17 protein-coding genes are annotated in these 16,912 nt (G+C 34.9%); 3 read left to right on the top strand and 14 right to left on the bottom strand.

Annotated elements, in window-relative coordinates:
• Positions 1–81 precede the first annotated feature (81 nt).
• The 6 genes from atpA to ACVFVN_RS06295 all read right to left on the bottom strand — a co-directional run bounded on the left by atpA (position 82) and on the right by ACVFVN_RS06295 (position 4,608).
• Positions 82–1,659 (bottom strand): F0F1 ATP synthase subunit alpha, encoded by a 1,578-nt coding sequence (gene atpA / locus ACVFVN_RS06320; protein ID WP_165137255.1) that lies wholly within the window; start codon positions 1,657–1,659, stop codon positions 82–84.
• A gap of 17 nt (positions 1,660–1,676) precedes the next feature.
• Positions 1,677–2,216, bottom strand: coding sequence for an ATP synthase F1 subunit delta (gene atpH / locus ACVFVN_RS06315; RefSeq protein WP_456234656.1), 540 nt, complete (start codon positions 2,214–2,216; stop codon positions 1,677–1,679).
• A gap of 5 nt (positions 2,217–2,221) precedes the next feature.
• Positions 2,222–2,716, bottom strand: a complete 495-nt coding sequence (locus ACVFVN_RS06310; protein ID WP_165137249.1) for a F0F1 ATP synthase subunit B — start codon at positions 2,714–2,716, stop codon at positions 2,222–2,224.
• 87 nt (positions 2,717–2,803) lie between these two features.
• On the bottom strand, positions 2,804–3,013 hold the full coding sequence (gene atpE, locus ACVFVN_RS06305) for an ATP synthase F0 subunit C (protein WP_456234732.1): 210 nt from the start codon (positions 3,011–3,013) through the stop codon (positions 2,804–2,806).
• A gap of 47 nt (positions 3,014–3,060) precedes the next feature.
• Entirely contained in the window at positions 3,061–4,152 is a 1,092-nt protein-coding gene (gene atpB, locus ACVFVN_RS06300; protein WP_456234655.1) for a F0F1 ATP synthase subunit A, read from the bottom strand.
• Between the two features lie 69 nt (positions 4,153–4,221).
• Positions 4,222–4,608 carry a hypothetical protein gene (locus ACVFVN_RS06295; RefSeq protein ID WP_456234654.1) on the bottom strand — a complete coding sequence of 129 codons (387 nt, stop codon included), beginning with the start codon at positions 4,606–4,608 and terminating at the stop codon, positions 4,222–4,224.
• Between the two features lie 82 nt (positions 4,609–4,690).
• On the opposite strand from ACVFVN_RS06295, the gene ffh reads away from it, so the two are divergent.
• The gene (gene ffh, locus ACVFVN_RS06290; RefSeq protein WP_456234653.1) at positions 4,691–6,058 is read left to right on the top strand and encodes a signal recognition particle protein; all 1,368 of its coding nucleotides are present in this window, start codon (positions 4,691–4,693) and stop codon (positions 6,056–6,058) included.
• Between the two features lie 122 nt (positions 6,059–6,180).
• On the opposite strand, the gene ACVFVN_RS06285 is transcribed toward ffh, so the two are convergent.
• The 5 genes from ACVFVN_RS06285 to ACVFVN_RS06265 all read right to left on the bottom strand — a co-directional run bounded on the left by ACVFVN_RS06285 (position 6,181) and on the right by ACVFVN_RS06265 (position 11,713).
• On the bottom strand, positions 6,181–6,852 hold the full coding sequence (locus ACVFVN_RS06285) for an outer membrane protein (RefSeq protein WP_456234652.1): 672 nt from the start codon (positions 6,850–6,852) through the stop codon (positions 6,181–6,183).
• A gap of 293 nt (positions 6,853–7,145) precedes the next feature.
• Entirely contained in the window at positions 7,146–7,703 is a 558-nt protein-coding gene (locus ACVFVN_RS06280) for a porin family protein (RefSeq protein WP_456234651.1), read from the bottom strand.
• A 297-nt stretch (positions 7,704–8,000) separates the two neighbouring features.
• Positions 8,001–10,238, bottom strand: coding sequence for a reprolysin-like metallopeptidase (locus ACVFVN_RS06275; protein ID WP_456234650.1), 2,238 nt, complete (start codon positions 10,236–10,238; stop codon positions 8,001–8,003).
• Between the two features lie 5 nt (positions 10,239–10,243).
• Complete coding sequence (locus ACVFVN_RS06270) at positions 10,244–10,615, bottom strand: hypothetical protein (RefSeq protein WP_456234649.1); 372 nt, start codon at positions 10,613–10,615, stop codon at positions 10,244–10,246.
• Positions 10,616–10,750: 135 nt separating this feature from the next.
• Positions 10,751–11,713: a PhoH family protein gene (locus tag ACVFVN_RS06265; RefSeq protein WP_456234648.1), complete on the bottom strand. Its 963-nt coding sequence runs from the start codon at positions 11,711–11,713 to the stop codon at positions 10,751–10,753.
• 99 nt (positions 11,714–11,812) lie between these two features.
• On the opposite strand from ACVFVN_RS06265, the gene ACVFVN_RS06260 reads away from it, so the two are divergent.
• Positions 11,813–12,643, top strand: coding sequence for an SAM hydrolase/SAM-dependent halogenase family protein (locus ACVFVN_RS06260; protein WP_456234647.1), 831 nt, complete (start codon positions 11,813–11,815; stop codon positions 12,641–12,643).
• 58 nt (positions 12,644–12,701) lie between these two features.
• Here ACVFVN_RS06260 and ACVFVN_RS06255 read toward each other — a convergent pair whose 3' ends face one another.
• The 3 genes from ACVFVN_RS06255 to ACVFVN_RS06245 form a co-directional block, all read right to left on the bottom strand.
• A complete protein-coding gene (locus ACVFVN_RS06255; protein WP_456234646.1) occupies positions 12,702–13,505 on the bottom strand; it encodes an IS3 family transposase in 804 nt (267 codons plus the stop codon).
• A 14-nt stretch (positions 13,506–13,519) separates the two neighbouring features.
• Positions 13,520–13,948 carry a transposase gene (locus ACVFVN_RS06250; protein WP_456234645.1) on the bottom strand — a complete coding sequence of 143 codons (429 nt, stop codon included), beginning with the start codon at positions 13,946–13,948 and terminating at the stop codon, positions 13,520–13,522.
• A 111-nt stretch (positions 13,949–14,059) separates the two neighbouring features.
• The gene (locus ACVFVN_RS06245) at positions 14,060–16,231 is read right to left on the bottom strand and encodes a M12 family metallo-peptidase (RefSeq protein WP_456234644.1); all 2,172 of its coding nucleotides are present in this window, start codon (positions 16,229–16,231) and stop codon (positions 14,060–14,062) included.
• A gap of 127 nt (positions 16,232–16,358) precedes the next feature.
• On the opposite strand from ACVFVN_RS06245, the gene ACVFVN_RS06240 reads away from it, so the two are divergent.
• Positions 16,359–16,904, top strand: coding sequence for a CopD family protein (locus ACVFVN_RS06240; RefSeq protein ID WP_456234643.1), 546 nt, complete (start codon positions 16,359–16,361; stop codon positions 16,902–16,904).
• Positions 16,905–16,912 lie beyond the last annotated feature (8 nt).

Genomic DNA, 16,912 nt, shown 5'->3' with positions numbered 1-16,912 from the left:
ATTTTAGTTGTTGGTTGTCGGTTGTTGGTTGTTAGTTATAGAAATCTCCATCAACTATCAACCAATAACCATCAACTAATTTTAGTTATATTTTGCAGCTAAGTCTTGTGCAACTTGTTTTAACACACCAGTGATAGAATCATCGATTTTACCAGCTTTCAAAGAAGCCATAACTTCTGGGTGTTTATTTTTAAGGAATTCTATATATTCTACAGTGAATTCTTTAACTTTTTTAACAGGAATATTTTTTAGCAAGTTTTCAGTACCTGCGTAGATCATCGCAATTTGATTTTCTACTGGTAATGGCGAGTTAACTGGTTGCTTAAGAAGTTCTACGTTTCTTTCACCCTTTCCGATAACAGCCAATGTAGCTGCATCTAAGTCAGATCCGAATTTAGCAAATGCTTCTAGCTCTTTGTACTGCGCTTGGTCAAGCTTCAATGTACCAGATACTTTTTTCATTGCTTTGATCTGTGCGTTACCACCAACACGAGATACAGAGATACCTACGTTGATCGCTGGACGAACACCAGAGTTGAACAAGTCAGACTCCAAGAAAATCTGTCCATCTGTAATCGAAATTACGTTAGTTGGGATGTATGCAGATACGTCTCCGGCCTGAGTCTCAATAATTGGAAGTGCTGTTAAAGATCCACCACCTTTTACGATAGGTTTAAGAGATTCTGGCAAGTCATTCATTTGCTTAGCTATGTTATCATCAGCAATAACTTTAGCTGCTCTTTCTAACAATCTTGAGTGAAGGTAGAAAACGTCACCTGGATAAGCTTCACGTCCTGGTGGTCTTCTTAATAACAAAGACAACTCACGGTAAGCAACAGCTTGTTTCGATAAATCATCATAAACGATTAACGCTGGGCGACCAGTGTCACGGAAGTATTCTCCGATAGCAGCTCCAGCCATTGCAGAATACACCTGCATAGGAACTGGGTCTGATGCGTTAGCCGCTACAACAACTGTGTAAGCTAAAGCGCCTTTGTCCGTTAAAGTCTGAACGATTTGTGCTACAGTAGACGCTTTTTGTCCGATAGCAACATATATACAAAATACTGGTTGTCCAGCATCATAGAATTCTTTTTGGTTGATAATCGTATCAATCGCAACAGTTGTTTTACCAGTCTGTCTGTCACCAATGATAAGCTCTCTTTGCCCTCTACCTACAGGAATCATCGAGTCAATTGCAACGATACCTGATTGTAAAGGTTCCGTTACAGGTTGTCTGAAGATTACCCCTGGAGCCTTTCTTTCTAGTGGCATTTCGTAAAGATCTCCTGTGATAGGACCTTTACCATCAATAGGGTTACCCAATGTATCAACAACTCTACCTAACATTCCTTCTCCTACTTTTATAGAAGAGATTGTGTTGGTTCTTTTAACAGTATCTCCTTCTCTTACAAGTTTTGATTCGCCAAGAAGAGCAACACCTACATTGTCATCTTCTAGGTTAAGTACTAGACCTTCAACACCACTTTCGAATTTTACCAATTCTCCGTATTGTACGTTTTCTAAACCGTAAACACGTGCAATACCATCCCCGATAGAGAGTACAGTACCTACTTCCTCTACGTTAGATTGCGTATCGAAATTTGCTAATTGTTGCTTCAGTATCGCGGATACTTCTGCTGGATTTATTTCTGCCATTTTATGGTTGTTTTTTCTTAATTAAGTTGAAATTCTTTCTTAATGTTATTAAGTTTTGTTTTCACAGAAGCGTCGATTTGTTTATCACCAACTCTTAGAATGTAACCTCCAAGAATTTCTGGTTTGATAATACTTTCCACTTCAAAATCTGTATTGGTTGGGATAAGCTTTGAGGCTTTCAAAATATCCGTTACAGTTTCTTTTGACAAAGCTGTTGCAGATGTTACCGATACACGTTTTGTACCTCTAATATCTTCCACTTTGTTAATAAATTCTTGTGCTATTTGCTTAAGATGGGACTCTCGTCCTTGCTTAATAGTCAATTTTACAAGATTTTGCGCAACAGGTGAAAAAGCTTTAAAAACTTCTCCAGCAACTTCTATTTTCTTTTTAGCATCGATAAAAGGAGTGTTGAAAAATTGGTTCAACTCCTTTGACTCAGACATGATTTTTACCACATCTTGCATTTCTTGGAAAATAGCGTCTGTGCTACCAGCTTCTTTGGAGAAATCTAGCAGACCTTGCGCGTATCTTTTTGCAACTTTAGATGTTAGCATTGTTTTTAGTTAAGGTTAGACTTATTGATTAAGTTTTCAACTAGGGCTGTTTGCGCTTCGTTGTTATCTAACTTTTGTTTTAGGATGTTTTCTGCAATAGTTACAGATAAAGTACCGATTTGGTTTTTAATATCTGCCATAGCAGCATTCTTTTCCGTTTGGATAGATTGTCTAGCAGATTCGATCATTTTGTCTCCTTCTACTTTTGCAACTTCTTTAGCATCGCTAACGATCTTATCCTTCATGTCTCTGGCTTCTTTTAGGATAGCATCACGCTCAACTTTTGCTTCACGAAGAATTCTTTCGTTATCTTCTTTCAGTTGAGACATTTCTTGACGAGCTAATTTAGCTTGGTTAAGAGCATCTTGAATGTTGTTTTCTCTTTCTCTCACAGCACTTAAAATTGGAGCCCATGCAAACTTAGCTAATAAAGCCAAAAGTAAAAGGAATACAACTGCTGTCCAAAATAAGTTACCAATTGAAGGCGTTAATAAGTCCATTATCTAAATGTATATTAAAGTTATAATTGTTTTAGTTTAATAAAAGGATTCTACAAACCAACCGTTTGCAGAATCCTTAATTGTTTCTTATCCGTTACCTAGTAATGCTACTACGATACCGAATAGACCAGCACCCTCGATAAGAGCTGCTGCGATAATCATTGCAGTTTGGATTTTTCCTGATTGCTCTGGTTGTCTAGCGATACCTTCCATAGCGCTTCCACCAATTTTACCAATTCCTAATCCAACGCCTAGAACTGCTAAACCAGCTCCGATTGCTGCTACACTACCTGTGATTGCCATAATATATAATTTAAAAAGTTGCTTTTATTGTTTTAATAATTTTAATGATCGTGGTGAGGTTCTTCCACCGCTGATCCGATAAACAGTGCTGTTAACATTGTAAAGATATAAGCCTGTAATGCTGCCACTAATACTTCTAACACGTATATAAATAATGTTAAACCTAAAGACACAGGAGCGATCATATATGTTTTCATGATGAAGATCAAAGCGATCAAACTCATGATGATAATGTGCCCTGCTGTCATGTTTGCAAAAAGACGAATCATTAAGGCAAAAGGTTTAGTAATAATTCCTAACAATTCTACCGGAACCAAAATAATATACACCAATATTTTACCACCCAAAGGCATATTATTTCCTAAGGGATCTAACATGTGCATCCAGTAAGTTTTTTTACCACTAAGGTTAACTACAAACAATGTAAACACCGCCATCATCATCGTAAAAGCGATATTACCTGTTGTGTTAGCCGCGCCAGGAACAAGTCCTAAAATATTAAGAATCCAAATAAATAAGAACAAAGTCACTAAATAAGGAACATATCTTCTATATTTTACCGAACCAATATTTTGCAAAGCAATATCATCTCTAACAAATAAAATAAGAGGCTCCATAAACTTCGCAATACCAGTTGGTACAGCAGATTTTTTATAACTTGCTTTCGTTGCAAAAGCTAAAATAATAAGAATAAATGCTGCAAAAATCATTTGTGCAACAACCTTAGTAATAGACAAGTCCAGCGGCTTAGCATTCGTAGGATGCTCTACTCCTTTCTCATCTTTATGCATAGTAAGTGTTCCTAGTTCGTCCGTTTCGTAGATTTTACCATGGAACAATTTGTAATTCTTTCCATCAATATGAGCCACTTCTTCACCTTCGTGACCAAATTTTGAAGAACTGAAAACTTTCAATCCATTATCAACCAAAATAACTGGAAGTGCAAAACCAACAGAGTTTTCGCCCTCTCCCCACAAATGCCAGTAATGACCATCAGCAATGTGATGCATAATGAACGGTACAGGATTGTACTTTTCCTCAGTTCCTGCTACTGTAGCTGTTTCGCTAGCTTTAACAAAAGAAAAGCTAAAAACAAAAACATGAAGGAAAATTAACAGTTTTTTAAAATTCATGACTAGATCGATTTCTAAAATTTTTTTGCAAAAATATAAAATAATATCCGATTTTGGGAAACCTTTAACTCAAATATTTTTATGACATTCGTCTTGTTTTCTTACCAAAGCCACTACAAGAACAACTTCTCCCGCAAGATACAACCAATACATTCCAAAATAAACTAAAAGATTGTTTTTAAAATCTGATTCAAACAAAGCAATATATCCTATCGCAAAAAGCTTAAAAACTACAAATCCCAAAAATATAAAGCCTATAATATTTTTCTTTTTTAAACCAAAAACCAAAAGCATTGTTACAACCCCAACTAAGGTAACGAAAAATAACAAGAAATGGATTTTATAACTTAAATTCAGAATGCCCTGAGTCTCCAATATCCATTGAACCAAGAACATCAAAGCAGAGAACAAAAGAAATAATAACGCGTACGTTGGGATAAGCTTCAGATTCTTCATTTTGGCAAAACTACCAAAAATTATTCAGAACTACTTTATTTATTATAAATTCGTTATTTTTGCAAATCTAATTTTCTAAACAATGTTCAATAGTTTACAAGACAAACTTGATAAAGCCTTACACAATATATCAGGACGAGGCAAAATTACCGAGATTAACGTAGCCGAAACGGTTAAAGAAATTCGTCGTGCCTTGGTAGATGCCGATGTTAACTACAAAGTAGCAAAAGACCTCACCAAAAGAGTTCAAGACAAAGCTATTGGTCAAAATGTATTGACCTCTTTAACACCTGGCCAGTTGATGACCAAAATCGTCCATGACGAATTGGTGGATCTTATGGGAGGATCACAAGAAGGCATCAACCTTTCTGAAAAGCCGACAATTATTTTGATTGCTGGTTTGCAAGGTTCTGGTAAAACGACTTTTTCTGGAAAGTTAGCCAATTATCTTAAACAAAAAAGAAGTAAAAAACCTCTATTGGTAGCATGTGACGTCTATCGTCCTGCTGCTATTGATCAGCTAAAAGTTTTGGGCGCTCAGATTGGAGTTCCGGTATATACAGAAGATGGAAATCTTAAGCCTGTTAGCATTTCTGAAAACGCCATTAATTTTGCTAAACAAAACAACCACGACGTTATCATCATCGATACCGCGGGACGTTTGGCAATTGATCAAGAAATGATGAACGAAATCCGCAATGTTCATCAAGCTGTAAAACCTACAGAAACATTATTCGTTGTTGACTCCATGACAGGGCAAGACGCCGTTAACACAGCAAAAGCCTTCAACGACGTCCTTAACTACAATGGTGTTGTCCTTACCAAATTGGACGGTGACACGCGAGGTGGTGCAGCCTTGACGATTCGTTCTGTTGTTGAGAAACCTATCAAATTCATCTCTACTGGTGAGAAGATGGAAGCTTTGGATCTTTTCTATCCAGAAAGGATGGCGGACAGAATCCTTGGTATGGGTGACGTTGTTTCCTTAGTAGAAAGAGCTCAGGAACAATTTGACGAGGAAGAAGCAAAAAAACTTCACAAAAAAATTGCTAAAAACGAATTTGGTTTCGATGATTTCTTAAAGCAGATTAATCAAATCAAAAAAATGGGTAATATGAAAGATTTGATGGGGATGATTCCTGGCGTAGGAAAAGCCATCAAAGATGTTGATATTAGCGACGATGCCTTCAAACATATCGAAGCAATTATCCATAGCATGACTCCTGACGAGAGAAGAAAACCATCTATCATTAACATGCCTAGAAAGCAACGTATCGCAAAAGGCGCCGGAAGAAGCCTGGAAGAAGTTAACCAACTTATGAAACAGTTTGACCAAATGGGAAAAATGATGAAAATGATGCAAGGTCCTCAAGGTAAACAAATGATGCAGATGATGAGCAAAATGCCAAATATGCCAGGCATGGGCGGCGGGCTTTTTGGAGGTAAATAGTTTTAAACCTAATAAATATAAAAACTCATTTCTAAAATTTTAGAAGTGAGTTTTTTTGTGCACACAAAAAGAGCTATCAAAATTAATTGACAGCTCTTTTGTATTTTTATAAGAATTAAATCTTATTTGAAAAGGTATTTAACACCAAAAGTAACTGATCCTAAATCAAGACCGAAGTTGTAGTTATCTACACTTTTAGCATCTTTATATTTAGCAGATCTGTAACCGAATTCACCGATAGTAGCTTCGATAGTCCAGTTAGGAGCAACTACATAATCGATACCTGGTCTTACAACCACTCCAAAAGAAGAGAATTTATCTTTACCAACTTCTTTACCAGCAACCTCAGCTTTGTCATTACCAAATGCCATTGGCACAGACAATTGACCAAACAATAAGAAGTTATCTGAAACATTCCAGTATTTTCTTACCAATGGTTCAATAACGAATGCTGAAGTAGTGTCTTTATAATCAACCCCGTTAAATTTTCCTTTTTCTGATGCAGATGCATAACCAACACCTAATCCTACTGCAACATTAGGAGCAACAAAATATCCAACAGTTGGAACAACTGTAAACGAATCATTAGTTACATCATTATTATTATTTTTTTGACCTTGATATCCTACAGTACCAGAAATAAATGCAGTTCCTTTTGCAATTTGAGCATTAACTGCTCCGAAAAGTGCCAAAGCACCAACTAGAATTACTTTTTTCATTTTATTAAAAATTAATAGCGCAAAATTACAATAATTAATCTTAAAATTTTTAACACTATTTATGAAAAAAATCATATTAATTAAAAACATGATTATACATACAAAAACCAATTATATAACTACATACAACACGTAAACATCAATATGAAAAATTATTATTTTAATAAACAAAATACCTTATTTAACAAAATACCTCAACACTTACAACAGAAAATTCCGAAACCAAACCCATTATAAAAAATTTAGCGAGATATTAGAAAATACAAAAGATTATTATTTTGTACTATTTAACTCATCAAAAAGTGCATTTAATGTTAAAAAAAAGAGCACTATAAAGTGCTCTTAATATAAAATATAGATTGGCTTAATTAAAATTTATAACCTAATGATACAGAAAACACATTGTTTCTAACTTTAAAATCATCAGAATCTTTTATAATATTTGTTAGACCAGCACTATATCTAGCACCAATAAATAAATTTGGCATAATGTCATAATTTGCACCTAAATTAATTGCAAAATCTGTAGATTTCATTTCATCTTTAATATCTACTGATTCACCATCACCTTTTAATTTTGAACTCATTAAAAAACCTATTTGAGGACCAGCTTCTAAACTAAATTTCTCTGCTAAGTTATATTTAAACATCAAAGGCACCGCAATATAATCCATAGACCAAGTTGCTTCAAAACCATCTTCTTTTTCTTTAGCTCCTTGTCCAGAGTATAAAACTTCTGGCTGGAATGTAAATTGGCTCGAGATTGGAAATTGCGCAAATACACCAGCACTAAAACCAACTTTAGATTTCACATTCTCTACATCTCCATTAAGACTAGAAATATTCATACCTGCCTTGATTCCAAATTGCTGTGCATTCATCGACGCAAAAAGTGCTAACGCACCTACTAAGAATAATTTTTTCATGATTTTAAAATTTTTATTAATATATATTTAAGAGTTTACTAATTATCAAATCCCTTATTAAAAACAATTACAATCAAAATATACTATATTACATTGAAATTATCTTCACATTTTGGCATTATTTAAGTGAATAAAATCAAACAATAGATTAAATAAATAAATAATTACAATTGTTATTTTCACACAGCAAATATAATACTATTTCTTAATTTAACAAATTTTATGATATTTTTATTAAATAAAAACAGAAAAGGCTTGCAAACACAAGCCTTTTCGAATATTATAAATTTATAAAAATTACTTCTGAATAACTAAATTTTGACTATTCACAGTACCATTAGCGTTAACAACAATACGATAAGTACCTGTAGCTAAGTCGGAAACATTAATTTTCTCAGTTGTTGGCACTTTAGCTTGTTTCAACAATCTACCTGATTGATCATAAATCATATAGTTAGCCTCTGAAGATTTGTTAGACAATGCAATGCTAACTTCTCCTTTTGCAGGATTCGGATAAACCGTGAATGACTTTTTAGTAATATCATTAACCGCCAAATCTTTTTTGATGGAGAAATAAGTAGAGTTAATAGCAAAATAAATGTTTTCTTTTGCTTTAATCATTATTCTTGCAGTCGCAATATCGTCATTTGGCAAAGTCACTTCGGCACTACCTGTATTCGGCACATTTTCCGCCAAAACTATATCGAAGTTTTCACCAGAATCTTTTGATAATAAAATCTGAACATTCTGAGTATTAACTGGCGCAGCGTTTGTCCCCGCAACATCCCATGTTACAGTTGTAGTAGAACCTCCCATATACTGTGCATTAGTAGCATGCGAAGTCACCTTGAAAGGCCCAACATTAGACACTACAACCTGCATATTAGCTCTAGCCGATTGTGCTCCCGTAGCTTTGTTATCATTAACCAATAACGTAAAATTAAGATTTCTAGCTACCGTTGGCAAGACTTCCCATTTATTATCAACATTATTAAGAAGGTCTAGCATTCTAGGGAAATATCTTGTTCCTCCAACCACTGGAAAATACGATCTAAAAACTGGCCCAGAAGTGGCAGTCGACACGGGCGGCTGTGTACTATTTTGTGAGTCCAACTGTTCCCAAAGATAAGTAACCTCATCTCCATCTGGGTCTGTTGCTGTTGCTGATAGCGCAAATGGCGTCCCTTTTGGAATAGTATAATCTGACAAATCAGCTACCACTGGTGGTTGATTGTTATTATTAGTTTTTACAGAACAATCTGCTGATCTTGATATAAAATTATACATCTGGTTAACAGATGCGGTATGAAAATACGCATCACTTCTACTTTGTACATTTTGTGTTGCCGTACAAATACCTGCATAAGCCATAATTGTACTACCACTTCCTGGCTCATAAGCTGTAGCTAAGGATCTATTACCTGCACAGCTACCAGCAGTATTGTTATTAAAGGTATGCGTTGCACCAAATTGATGCCCCATTTCATGTGCTACATAATCAATATTAAACGCATCATTAGTTGGTACAGAAGATCCCGTTACACCTCTTGCCTTGCCTGTTCCACATGGAGAATTAAGCTGAGCAATACCACCACCTCCAGTACTGAAAACATGTCCTATGTCATAATTTGCAGAACCTATTATTTCATTACAGATTCTTAAGTTTTGATCCAACATAGCCGCACCATCATTATTGGTGTAACCTCCTGAAGCTGGATAATCTGCACTAGTCAAGAAAATAACCTGGTCATTATTAGGTACCAAAACCATAGTTAAAGACATCGTCTTTTCATAAACACCATTAACACGTGTCATAGATGCTGCCATTGCTGCTAAGACAGCAGTTTTCTTTTGCTCAACAGTACCTTGACTCATCCCCGCTCTATTCACATGGAAGGTTGAATATTGCGTTGTACAAGCTAAAGCTAAACGGTAGGTTCTCCATTTTCCATCTTGTACTAAAGGGAATTTGCTATCAACCTCTCCAACTCCTGGGATAACATCGTTATTTTCTTCAACGAAACCACAATTAAATTGTTCTGGGTTGGCTTTAAGATCTTTTCTCTTATACACGACATAAGTCCCTTTGTCTTTGGTATAAGTATCCATATAGCTAACTTCTCCTGCATCGAAATACATAATATTAACACCATCTGTTGGCGTCACGCTAAATCTAATAGTATTAGATTTATTCGATTTTTGATAACCAACATAAGATCGAATATCAGAATATTTTTCTTGTAGTTCTGGAGAAAGTACCGAAGCTTCTTGAATTATATAATCAACAAAATTCCCATTAGCATCAGGAAACTTTAAGATTAAACTTTCATCGTTAGAAAATCTCTGAGGCGCCGTTTGTAGAGCACCATTCAATTTATCCAAATTCAAATTATACAATTTGTATTGCATAGGTTGAGATTGTCTTTCTGTAACTTGTTTTCCTGCAACATTTGAAGTTTTACTCCAATAATTGGCTTGCCCAAATACAGAAGCTGAAACTATTACCGCAGCAAACGTAAAGAAATTTTTAACCATAGTAATTATTTTATAATTAAGTTTATTGATTTGTTTTTATAATTATTCAAAAGTTTGATTATTACAAGACTTTTCAGTCGTCCACTGGTTCCTAATTGTGGATTATCCACATCTATAATTTCGATATTTATTTTATCTCCAATTAAATTTACAGATTTAATATCGATATCATTTTTAGATTTTGGCGTCGCACTTATTGCGATTAAAGTTTCATTTTCATCATAACTCGGAATCGGGATTTGTCGTAATCCTTTTGGTGAAGCTGACAAATATTTATAAATATTGTCTATTTCTTCTTGGTTTTTCAATAACACAAATGCATAATCCTCTAGGACATCGAACTTGGATTGGTGAACAATCTCAAATTCTAACGGCATTTGGTTCTCTTGTTGATGCTGCGAGGAACAATTCAGCATTACAACAAAACTCAAAAAAGCAAAAATACATTTCATACCTTATCTTCCATATCAATGAAACTTTGCAAATATATCATTATTTTTTTTACAAAAAAATCATTTATTCTGATGATTATATTGCTCTTCCTTATTATATGCTAAAATTATTTTCTTCACAACAGGATGGCGCACCACATCTTCTTCTGTTAAATGCACAAAACCTATCTCTTCCACATCTTTCAGAATTCGCATCGACTCCCGAAGTCCAGATTGTTGATTTTTGGGGAGATCCACCTGACTGGGATCACCTGTAATAATGAATTTGGCATTCATTCCCATTCTGGTGAGGAACATTTTCATTTGAGAATGTGTCGTATTTTGCGCTTCATCCAAAATCACAAAAGCATCATCCAAGGTACGGCCGCGCATAAAAGCCAGAGGCGCCACTTCGATGACTTTTTTTTCTATAAAGCCTTCCAATTTCTCGTGCGGAATCATATCGCGCAAAGCGTCATATAAAGGTTGCAAATAGGGGTCCAACTTCTCTTTAAGATCGCCAGGCAAAAATCCTAAACTTTCTCCTGCTTCCACAGCGGGTCGTGTTAATATAATGCGTTTCACCTCTTTATCGCGAAGCGCTTTCACCGCCAAAGCAACACTCGTGTAGGTTTTCCCTGTCCCAGCAGGCCCAATAGCAAACACCATATCTTTTTTATCACTCGTTTTTACCAGTTTTTTAAGATTCGATGTTTTAGCTTTTATAACTTTTCCGTTGACGCCTTTTACAATAATATTCTGATCAAAAAGCAATTGTTTTTCTTCTTCATTTTTAATTTTAAGAATGGATTCAACGTTTTTAAGATCTATCGAATTATGTTTGGAAATAAAGGACACCATATCATCTAGTCGCCCTTTCAAAATATCCAAAGTATCTTGATTTCCCATGGCAAAAATATAATTGTCGCGACCTGTAATTTTGAGCGTTGGAAAGCTGGATTTTATAAGATTAAAATACTGATTTTGTACACCATAAAACATCTTGGTGTCTATGTCATTAATTTCGTAATTGAGTTCGTACATAAAAAATACTGTGTTATTCCTAACAAATATAAGAATTGATTTGACGAAATGCTTGACCCGAGAAGATATTTATCATTAATTTTGCGCAAAAGAAATTGCATGCCTATAATAAGTTTAACTTCCGATTACGGAACTGTCGACCACCGCGTCGCTTGCATTAAAGGAAGTCTTTTGAGCATGAATGAAGATATCAAACTTGTTGACATCACGCATGATATTTTGCCATACAACATTCAGCAGGCAGCTTACGTTATTAGAAGTTCTTATAAAAATTTTCCTGAAGGTAGCATCCATATTATTTGCGTTGACAGCTTTTTCCATAAAGACCGAAAAAATATTTTAGTCAAAATTGATGGTCATTATTTTTTAGCAGCAGACAATGGTATTCTCAATCTTATTTTTTTTGATATTAAACCTGATTATATTTTTGAAATTACTTTAAATAAAAGGTTTGATGATACAATTAACTTCACCGCAACAGATATTTTTGTGCCAGCAGCCATACATCTGTATAACGGTGGCGTGCCAGAAGTTATCGGAAAACTTATTACCGAAACCAAAGAAACCTATTTTGTAAATGCGAGTTACAAAGCTTCCGAAAAAATGATTATTGGCGAAGTAATGTATGTGGACAATTTTGGAAATGTTGTTTCCAATATACATCGTAGTTTGTTTGAGCTTCATATGAGTAATGCAACAAGTTTTATTATAAAATTTAGGAATATCGTTTTGACCAAAATTTACAATCAATACACAGACCTTGTGGCAGATTGGAATGACGAAGCCGAATATCATGGCAAATCGGCAGTCATTTTTAACGACAACAAGCTTCTGGAACTTACTGTCTACAAAGGAAGTCTTCACAATGGCGCCGCCTCTTTATTCGGAATGAATATGGGCGAAAAGATCTACATCGAATTCGATTCTTAAGTTTTAAAATGTAACGTCCTGAAAAAATGATACAGGATTAGACTAATAAAATTTTATTTTAAACAGTACATATATTCGTATTTGTACTGTTTTTCTTTTTGTACGTTTTTGGTATTAATTCTTGTTGCTGGTGCATTTGCATCGGTGTTAAATAATAGTTTGACAAATGCGGTCTTAACTCATTATAAACTTTTACGGTTTGTTTGACCTCATACTCTTGTTTTAAAATTCCATTAATTCTTTCGGCTATGGCATTCTCATAAGGATCTGATTCTTGTGTCATACTACAACGTATTTTATGCTTTTTTAATAACTTTTGATAATCATCGGAACAATATTGTAAACCTCTGTCTGAGTGATGAATAAGACTCTTCGGGTTTTCTTTTTTCAATGCCATTTTTAGAGCATTTAAACAAGATGCTGTAGCCAAAGAATCCGACACATCAAAGCCTACGATTTTTTTGGAATAAGCGTCGGTTATTAAACTTAGATAGGCAGGATTTTCTCTGTTTCCCAAGTAGGTGATATCCGACACCCATACATTATTTGGTTTTCTGCATTGATAATCTTTAATTAAATTTTTATGTTTCTTAAAACGATGATATGAATTGGTAGTTTTGTGATAACATCTTTTAGGGATGATTAACAAATGGTTAGCCCTTAGGATATCAAAGAATTTGTCTCTGCCAATTCTTAAATCTTCAAGCTTCTCCTTCAAAAGAAAATACAACTTCTTTCCACCCATTTTGGGATGAACCATTCGCACTTCTTCTACCCAATCCACAACCTGCTGTGCATTTTGTTGCCGCTTTGCTCTTCGCTTTAAATGACGATAATAAACCTGTCGGTCAACCCCGAACAATTCACAGGAGAAACTTATGGTTTCTTTTTGTTCCTTTCGGAAAGATTCGATAGTTCGGGTGGTGAGTTTTTTCGTATATCAATTTGATATTCCTCTTCGGCAAGGTTAATCATCATGTCGAAAATAATAGCTTTTTTATCCGCTACATAAGCCTGTTTTTCAAGAAAGGTCTTCTGTTTTTGCAAAAGTTTTACTTGAGCTTCAAGCTCCATAATCTTTTGTTCTGGTGACTTTGGCATATTCGATGGGGATTGGTTCTCCCAATCAAAGGTACCAAATTTTCTGAGCCAACTCACAACTGTGCTTCGGGCTTGGATGCCATATTTTCGGCAAGCACCAGTGGTAGAGAGTTCTCCAGACTCGATTTCTTTTACAACGTTCAACTTAAAAGACATGCTGTAATCGCGCTGAGTGCGTTTTACATAAATTTTTCTTTCTTCCATAATAACGATTATTTTTTTTGTATCGCTATTTCAGGACGGGACAAAAATAAATAAAAAAAGCGCTCGTTATTCACAAGCGCTTTTGTTTTTTTTAGAAGAATATATTTTAATTTATTTCACAAATTTCTTCGAAATCACTTGACCATCAATATGAGCGTATGCTACATAAACGCCTGTTGGCAAATGAGAAATCGCGATTTCGGAGTTGTTATCCAAGGTTAACGATGTGTGAATAAGTTTCCCATTCATATCAAAAAGTTCAAGTTTATCAATTGTTTTATTAGATTTTAAATTCAGACTGGTTTTTGATGCATTAAGTGCTAATGAAAAGCTGGTTGTTTTAATATCTATACTTGACAATTTTTTGCATTCAACCTGTGCTACCCAACCTTTTTCAACAACAGATGCATTTGAAATAAATCTAATTGTAATGGCGCCTGTCTCGTGTGTAGATTCGAAACTTCCAAGATCCAAATTCCCTGATATATTAACATTTCCATTCACCAAAAATGCTTGAGAACCAATACTTGGACCATTATGAATTCTCATAAAATCGCTGCCTTGCTCTGTCACAAATTCTGAGAACGTTAATTTAATTTTATCATTAGGATCGGCTGGTGTAAAGGTTTTGATAACAGTTTCGCTATTACCGTAGTTATCCGCTTCTCCTCCTGTATCGGTAAATTTAAGATTAGAATTACACCATTGCGCATCGGTCAAAATAAGTTGTTTTGCCGCATAAGAATTCTCGCCACCACAATTAACCCCCACCAAAACATAGTAATAGGTATTAGAATCCAGATTGGTCAAATTAATAACTTTATTAGTAACAATTCCGGATTTCACAATAGTGCCATCGGGCTTGGTTATTCTATATTTCCATTCTGTCCCGCCTTTTGTATCAACAATGGTTGCTGTTGCAGAATTGCTCGTTATATTCGACATCTGAAGTGCCGAGACGGTAGGATTACAACCCGTTATACAATCTGTATTAAGACAAGATTTCGAATCTACAGTTTGACGAATCAATGCGCCTGGCTGCGGTCCAAAACCTAAAGCCAAATTAATCCCAACACTTCCCACAAGATGACAATAGCTCATAATGGTTCCTTTAGCAGGAAGTGGACCATCGCAACCTTCAGAAAAACCACCTACAGCACCACAACCATCAATAGGCGTATTATTACCATTCCAAACGCATGCATGCGTATGAGGCGAACCTAGAGAATGTCCCATCTCATGCGTCATTGCCATTATAGTCCAAGAATAGGTCGGTACAGAAGCATAACTCATAGAAATTCCAGAGTAGGCATATTTAGAATTTGAACAAAGCGAGTTAAGATAAGCCACACTCGTAGTTGATGGATAGTTAACCAAATGCGCTAAATCACCATTAAAAGTCGTACGCGTTGCACGGAATTGCGCTAAATTTTCGCCATAATCGCCTGTGTAAGGATCTGCAGTTGTCCAGATAAAAATTTCGTGTAGCGACATTTTCACGCCGTCGTTATTATACAAAGTTCCTATATTATTATGAATCGCCGTAATCCAATTGGTCGTTGTTGTAATATTACTAGAATTTTGCTTGTAAGGTTTATTACAAATTTCGTAGTAAACACGTACACAATTTTCTGTAGTTTCCGCTTTTTTATTAACAGTAGATGGATCAAAAGAAAAATTCTGACTTTGATTTTCCATCAACTCATCAGCTTTACAAACAAAAGGGCTAGCACCCGTCAAGGTTGAATCCGAATAAATTAAAAAATCTTCAGAATCTATTGCTTTTCCAACCACAATATTTCCCACTTTAAGATCTGAGGCAAGACCTACAACATCGTCTTCAAAAAAGCTAAATGCTACCACCGACGTCGGATCGCCTTTAATAATACCTTGATAATAAACACCAGGTTCGTAAGATTTAAACTCACCTTGATCCGTTTGAATTGTTAAATTATTCTGACCTCCGAAAATATCATTTTGAATTAATTCTAAAGTAATCTCTTTATCACGAAACGGAACAGAAATTTCTACAGCTGTTGGTCTTTTTGCCACCAATTCTTTCAGCTGTACTTTGTTAAGATCCAATGCAATCGCATCTCTTGCCGCCAATTGAAATTTCGCTTGTTTTGCCAAAGCATTACTTTGCTGAAACAAATTGTAAGTGGTAAAACTTTGTTTGCTCGATTTGTAATCCGCAATTTTCTTACCCACCAACTGAGCCGACTGACCCAACGATAACGAAAACACAAAAAACAAGAAAACCACTTGTAAAACTCTCTTCATACTAATTATTTTATTTTAATTTTCACAAACTTAAGATAAATTATTTACATTTAAAGAAATTGAGCATATTTAGCAATTCATAGAATCTGAAATTCTTTAAATAAGTATATTTGCAAAAATTTATCACGTGCTTTATTTGATTATCAAAGCGATCCACATTATTTTCATGGTGAGCTATTTTGCGGGAATTTTTTATTTGGTAAGAATTTTTGTGTACTACAAAGACACAGATACTTTTGAAAACCCAAAACAAAATATCCTTCGTCACCAATATGCTTTTATGGCAAAAAGATTATGGAATATCATCATCATCCCAGCCGGAATTATCATGTTAATAAGTGGCATTACGATGATTGGACTCAACCCCAGCCTTATGAAAATGCCGTGGTTTCATTTAAAATTAACCTTTCTCCTTGGACTTCTCGCCTATCATATCTGGAGTTGGAAAAAGACCAAAAGTCTTCAACTCTTAGATGGACAAAGTCTGGACACAGCTAATATCAAACTACGACAATTCAATGAGATTGCGACTTTCATTTTGTTCGGTGTTGTTTTCACAGTTATTCTAAAATCATATATCATCGATTATTGGTGGCAATTATTAGTAAGCTTTATCGTTATAATAATGCTTATTATGGCAACAGTAAAATTGGTAAACAAAGGAAAAAAATAATTGGTGAA

It is taken from the genome of Soonwooa purpurea, from assembly GCF_053891095.1.
This window is presented reverse-complemented; position numbering and strand designations above follow the sequence as displayed.

What these genes read in the sequence shown, in the direction of transcription:
- atpA (WP_165137255.1), bottom strand. Translation starts at nt 1,659, where the DNA reads ATGGCAGAAATAAATCCAGCAGAAGTATCCGCGATACTGAAGCAACAA.
- atpH (WP_456234656.1), bottom strand. Translation starts at nt 2,216, where the DNA reads ATGCTAACATCTAAAGTTGCAAAAAGATACGCGCAAGGTCTGCTAGAT.
- ACVFVN_RS06310 (WP_165137249.1), bottom strand. Translation starts at nt 2,716, where the DNA reads ATGGACTTATTAACGCCTTCAATTGGTAACTTATTTTGGACAGCAGTT.
- atpB (WP_456234655.1), bottom strand. Translation starts at nt 4,152, where the DNA reads ATGAATTTTAAAAAACTGTTAATTTTCCTTCATGTTTTTGTTTTTAGC.
- ACVFVN_RS06295 (WP_456234654.1), bottom strand. Translation starts at nt 4,608, where the DNA reads ATGAAGAATCTGAAGCTTATCCCAACGTACGCGTTATTATTTCTTTTG.
- ffh (WP_456234653.1), top strand. Translation starts at nt 4,691, where the DNA reads ATGTTCAATAGTTTACAAGACAAACTTGATAAAGCCTTACACAATATA.
- ACVFVN_RS06285 (WP_456234652.1), bottom strand. Translation starts at nt 6,852, where the DNA reads ATGATTTTTTTCATAAATAGTGTTAAAAATTTTAAGATTAATTATTGT.
- ACVFVN_RS06280 (WP_456234651.1), bottom strand. Translation starts at nt 7,703, where the DNA reads ATGAAAAAATTATTCTTAGTAGGTGCGTTAGCACTTTTTGCGTCGATG.
- ACVFVN_RS06275 (WP_456234650.1), bottom strand. Translation starts at nt 10,238, where the DNA reads ATGGTTAAAAATTTCTTTACGTTTGCTGCGGTAATAGTTTCAGCTTCT.
- ACVFVN_RS06270 (WP_456234649.1), bottom strand. Translation starts at nt 10,615, where the DNA reads ATGCCGTTAGAATTTGAGATTGTTCACCAATCCAAGTTCGATGTCCTA.
- ACVFVN_RS06265 (WP_456234648.1), bottom strand. Translation starts at nt 11,713, where the DNA reads ATGTACGAACTCAATTACGAAATTAATGACATAGACACCAAGATGTTT.
- ACVFVN_RS06260 (WP_456234647.1), top strand. Translation starts at nt 11,813, where the DNA reads ATGCCTATAATAAGTTTAACTTCCGATTACGGAACTGTCGACCACCGC.
- ACVFVN_RS06250 (WP_456234645.1), bottom strand. Translation starts at nt 13,948, where the DNA reads ATGGAAGAAAGAAAAATTTATGTAAAACGCACTCAGCGCGATTACAGC.
- ACVFVN_RS06245 (WP_456234644.1), bottom strand. Translation starts at nt 16,231, where the DNA reads ATGAAGAGAGTTTTACAAGTGGTTTTCTTGTTTTTTGTGTTTTCGTTA.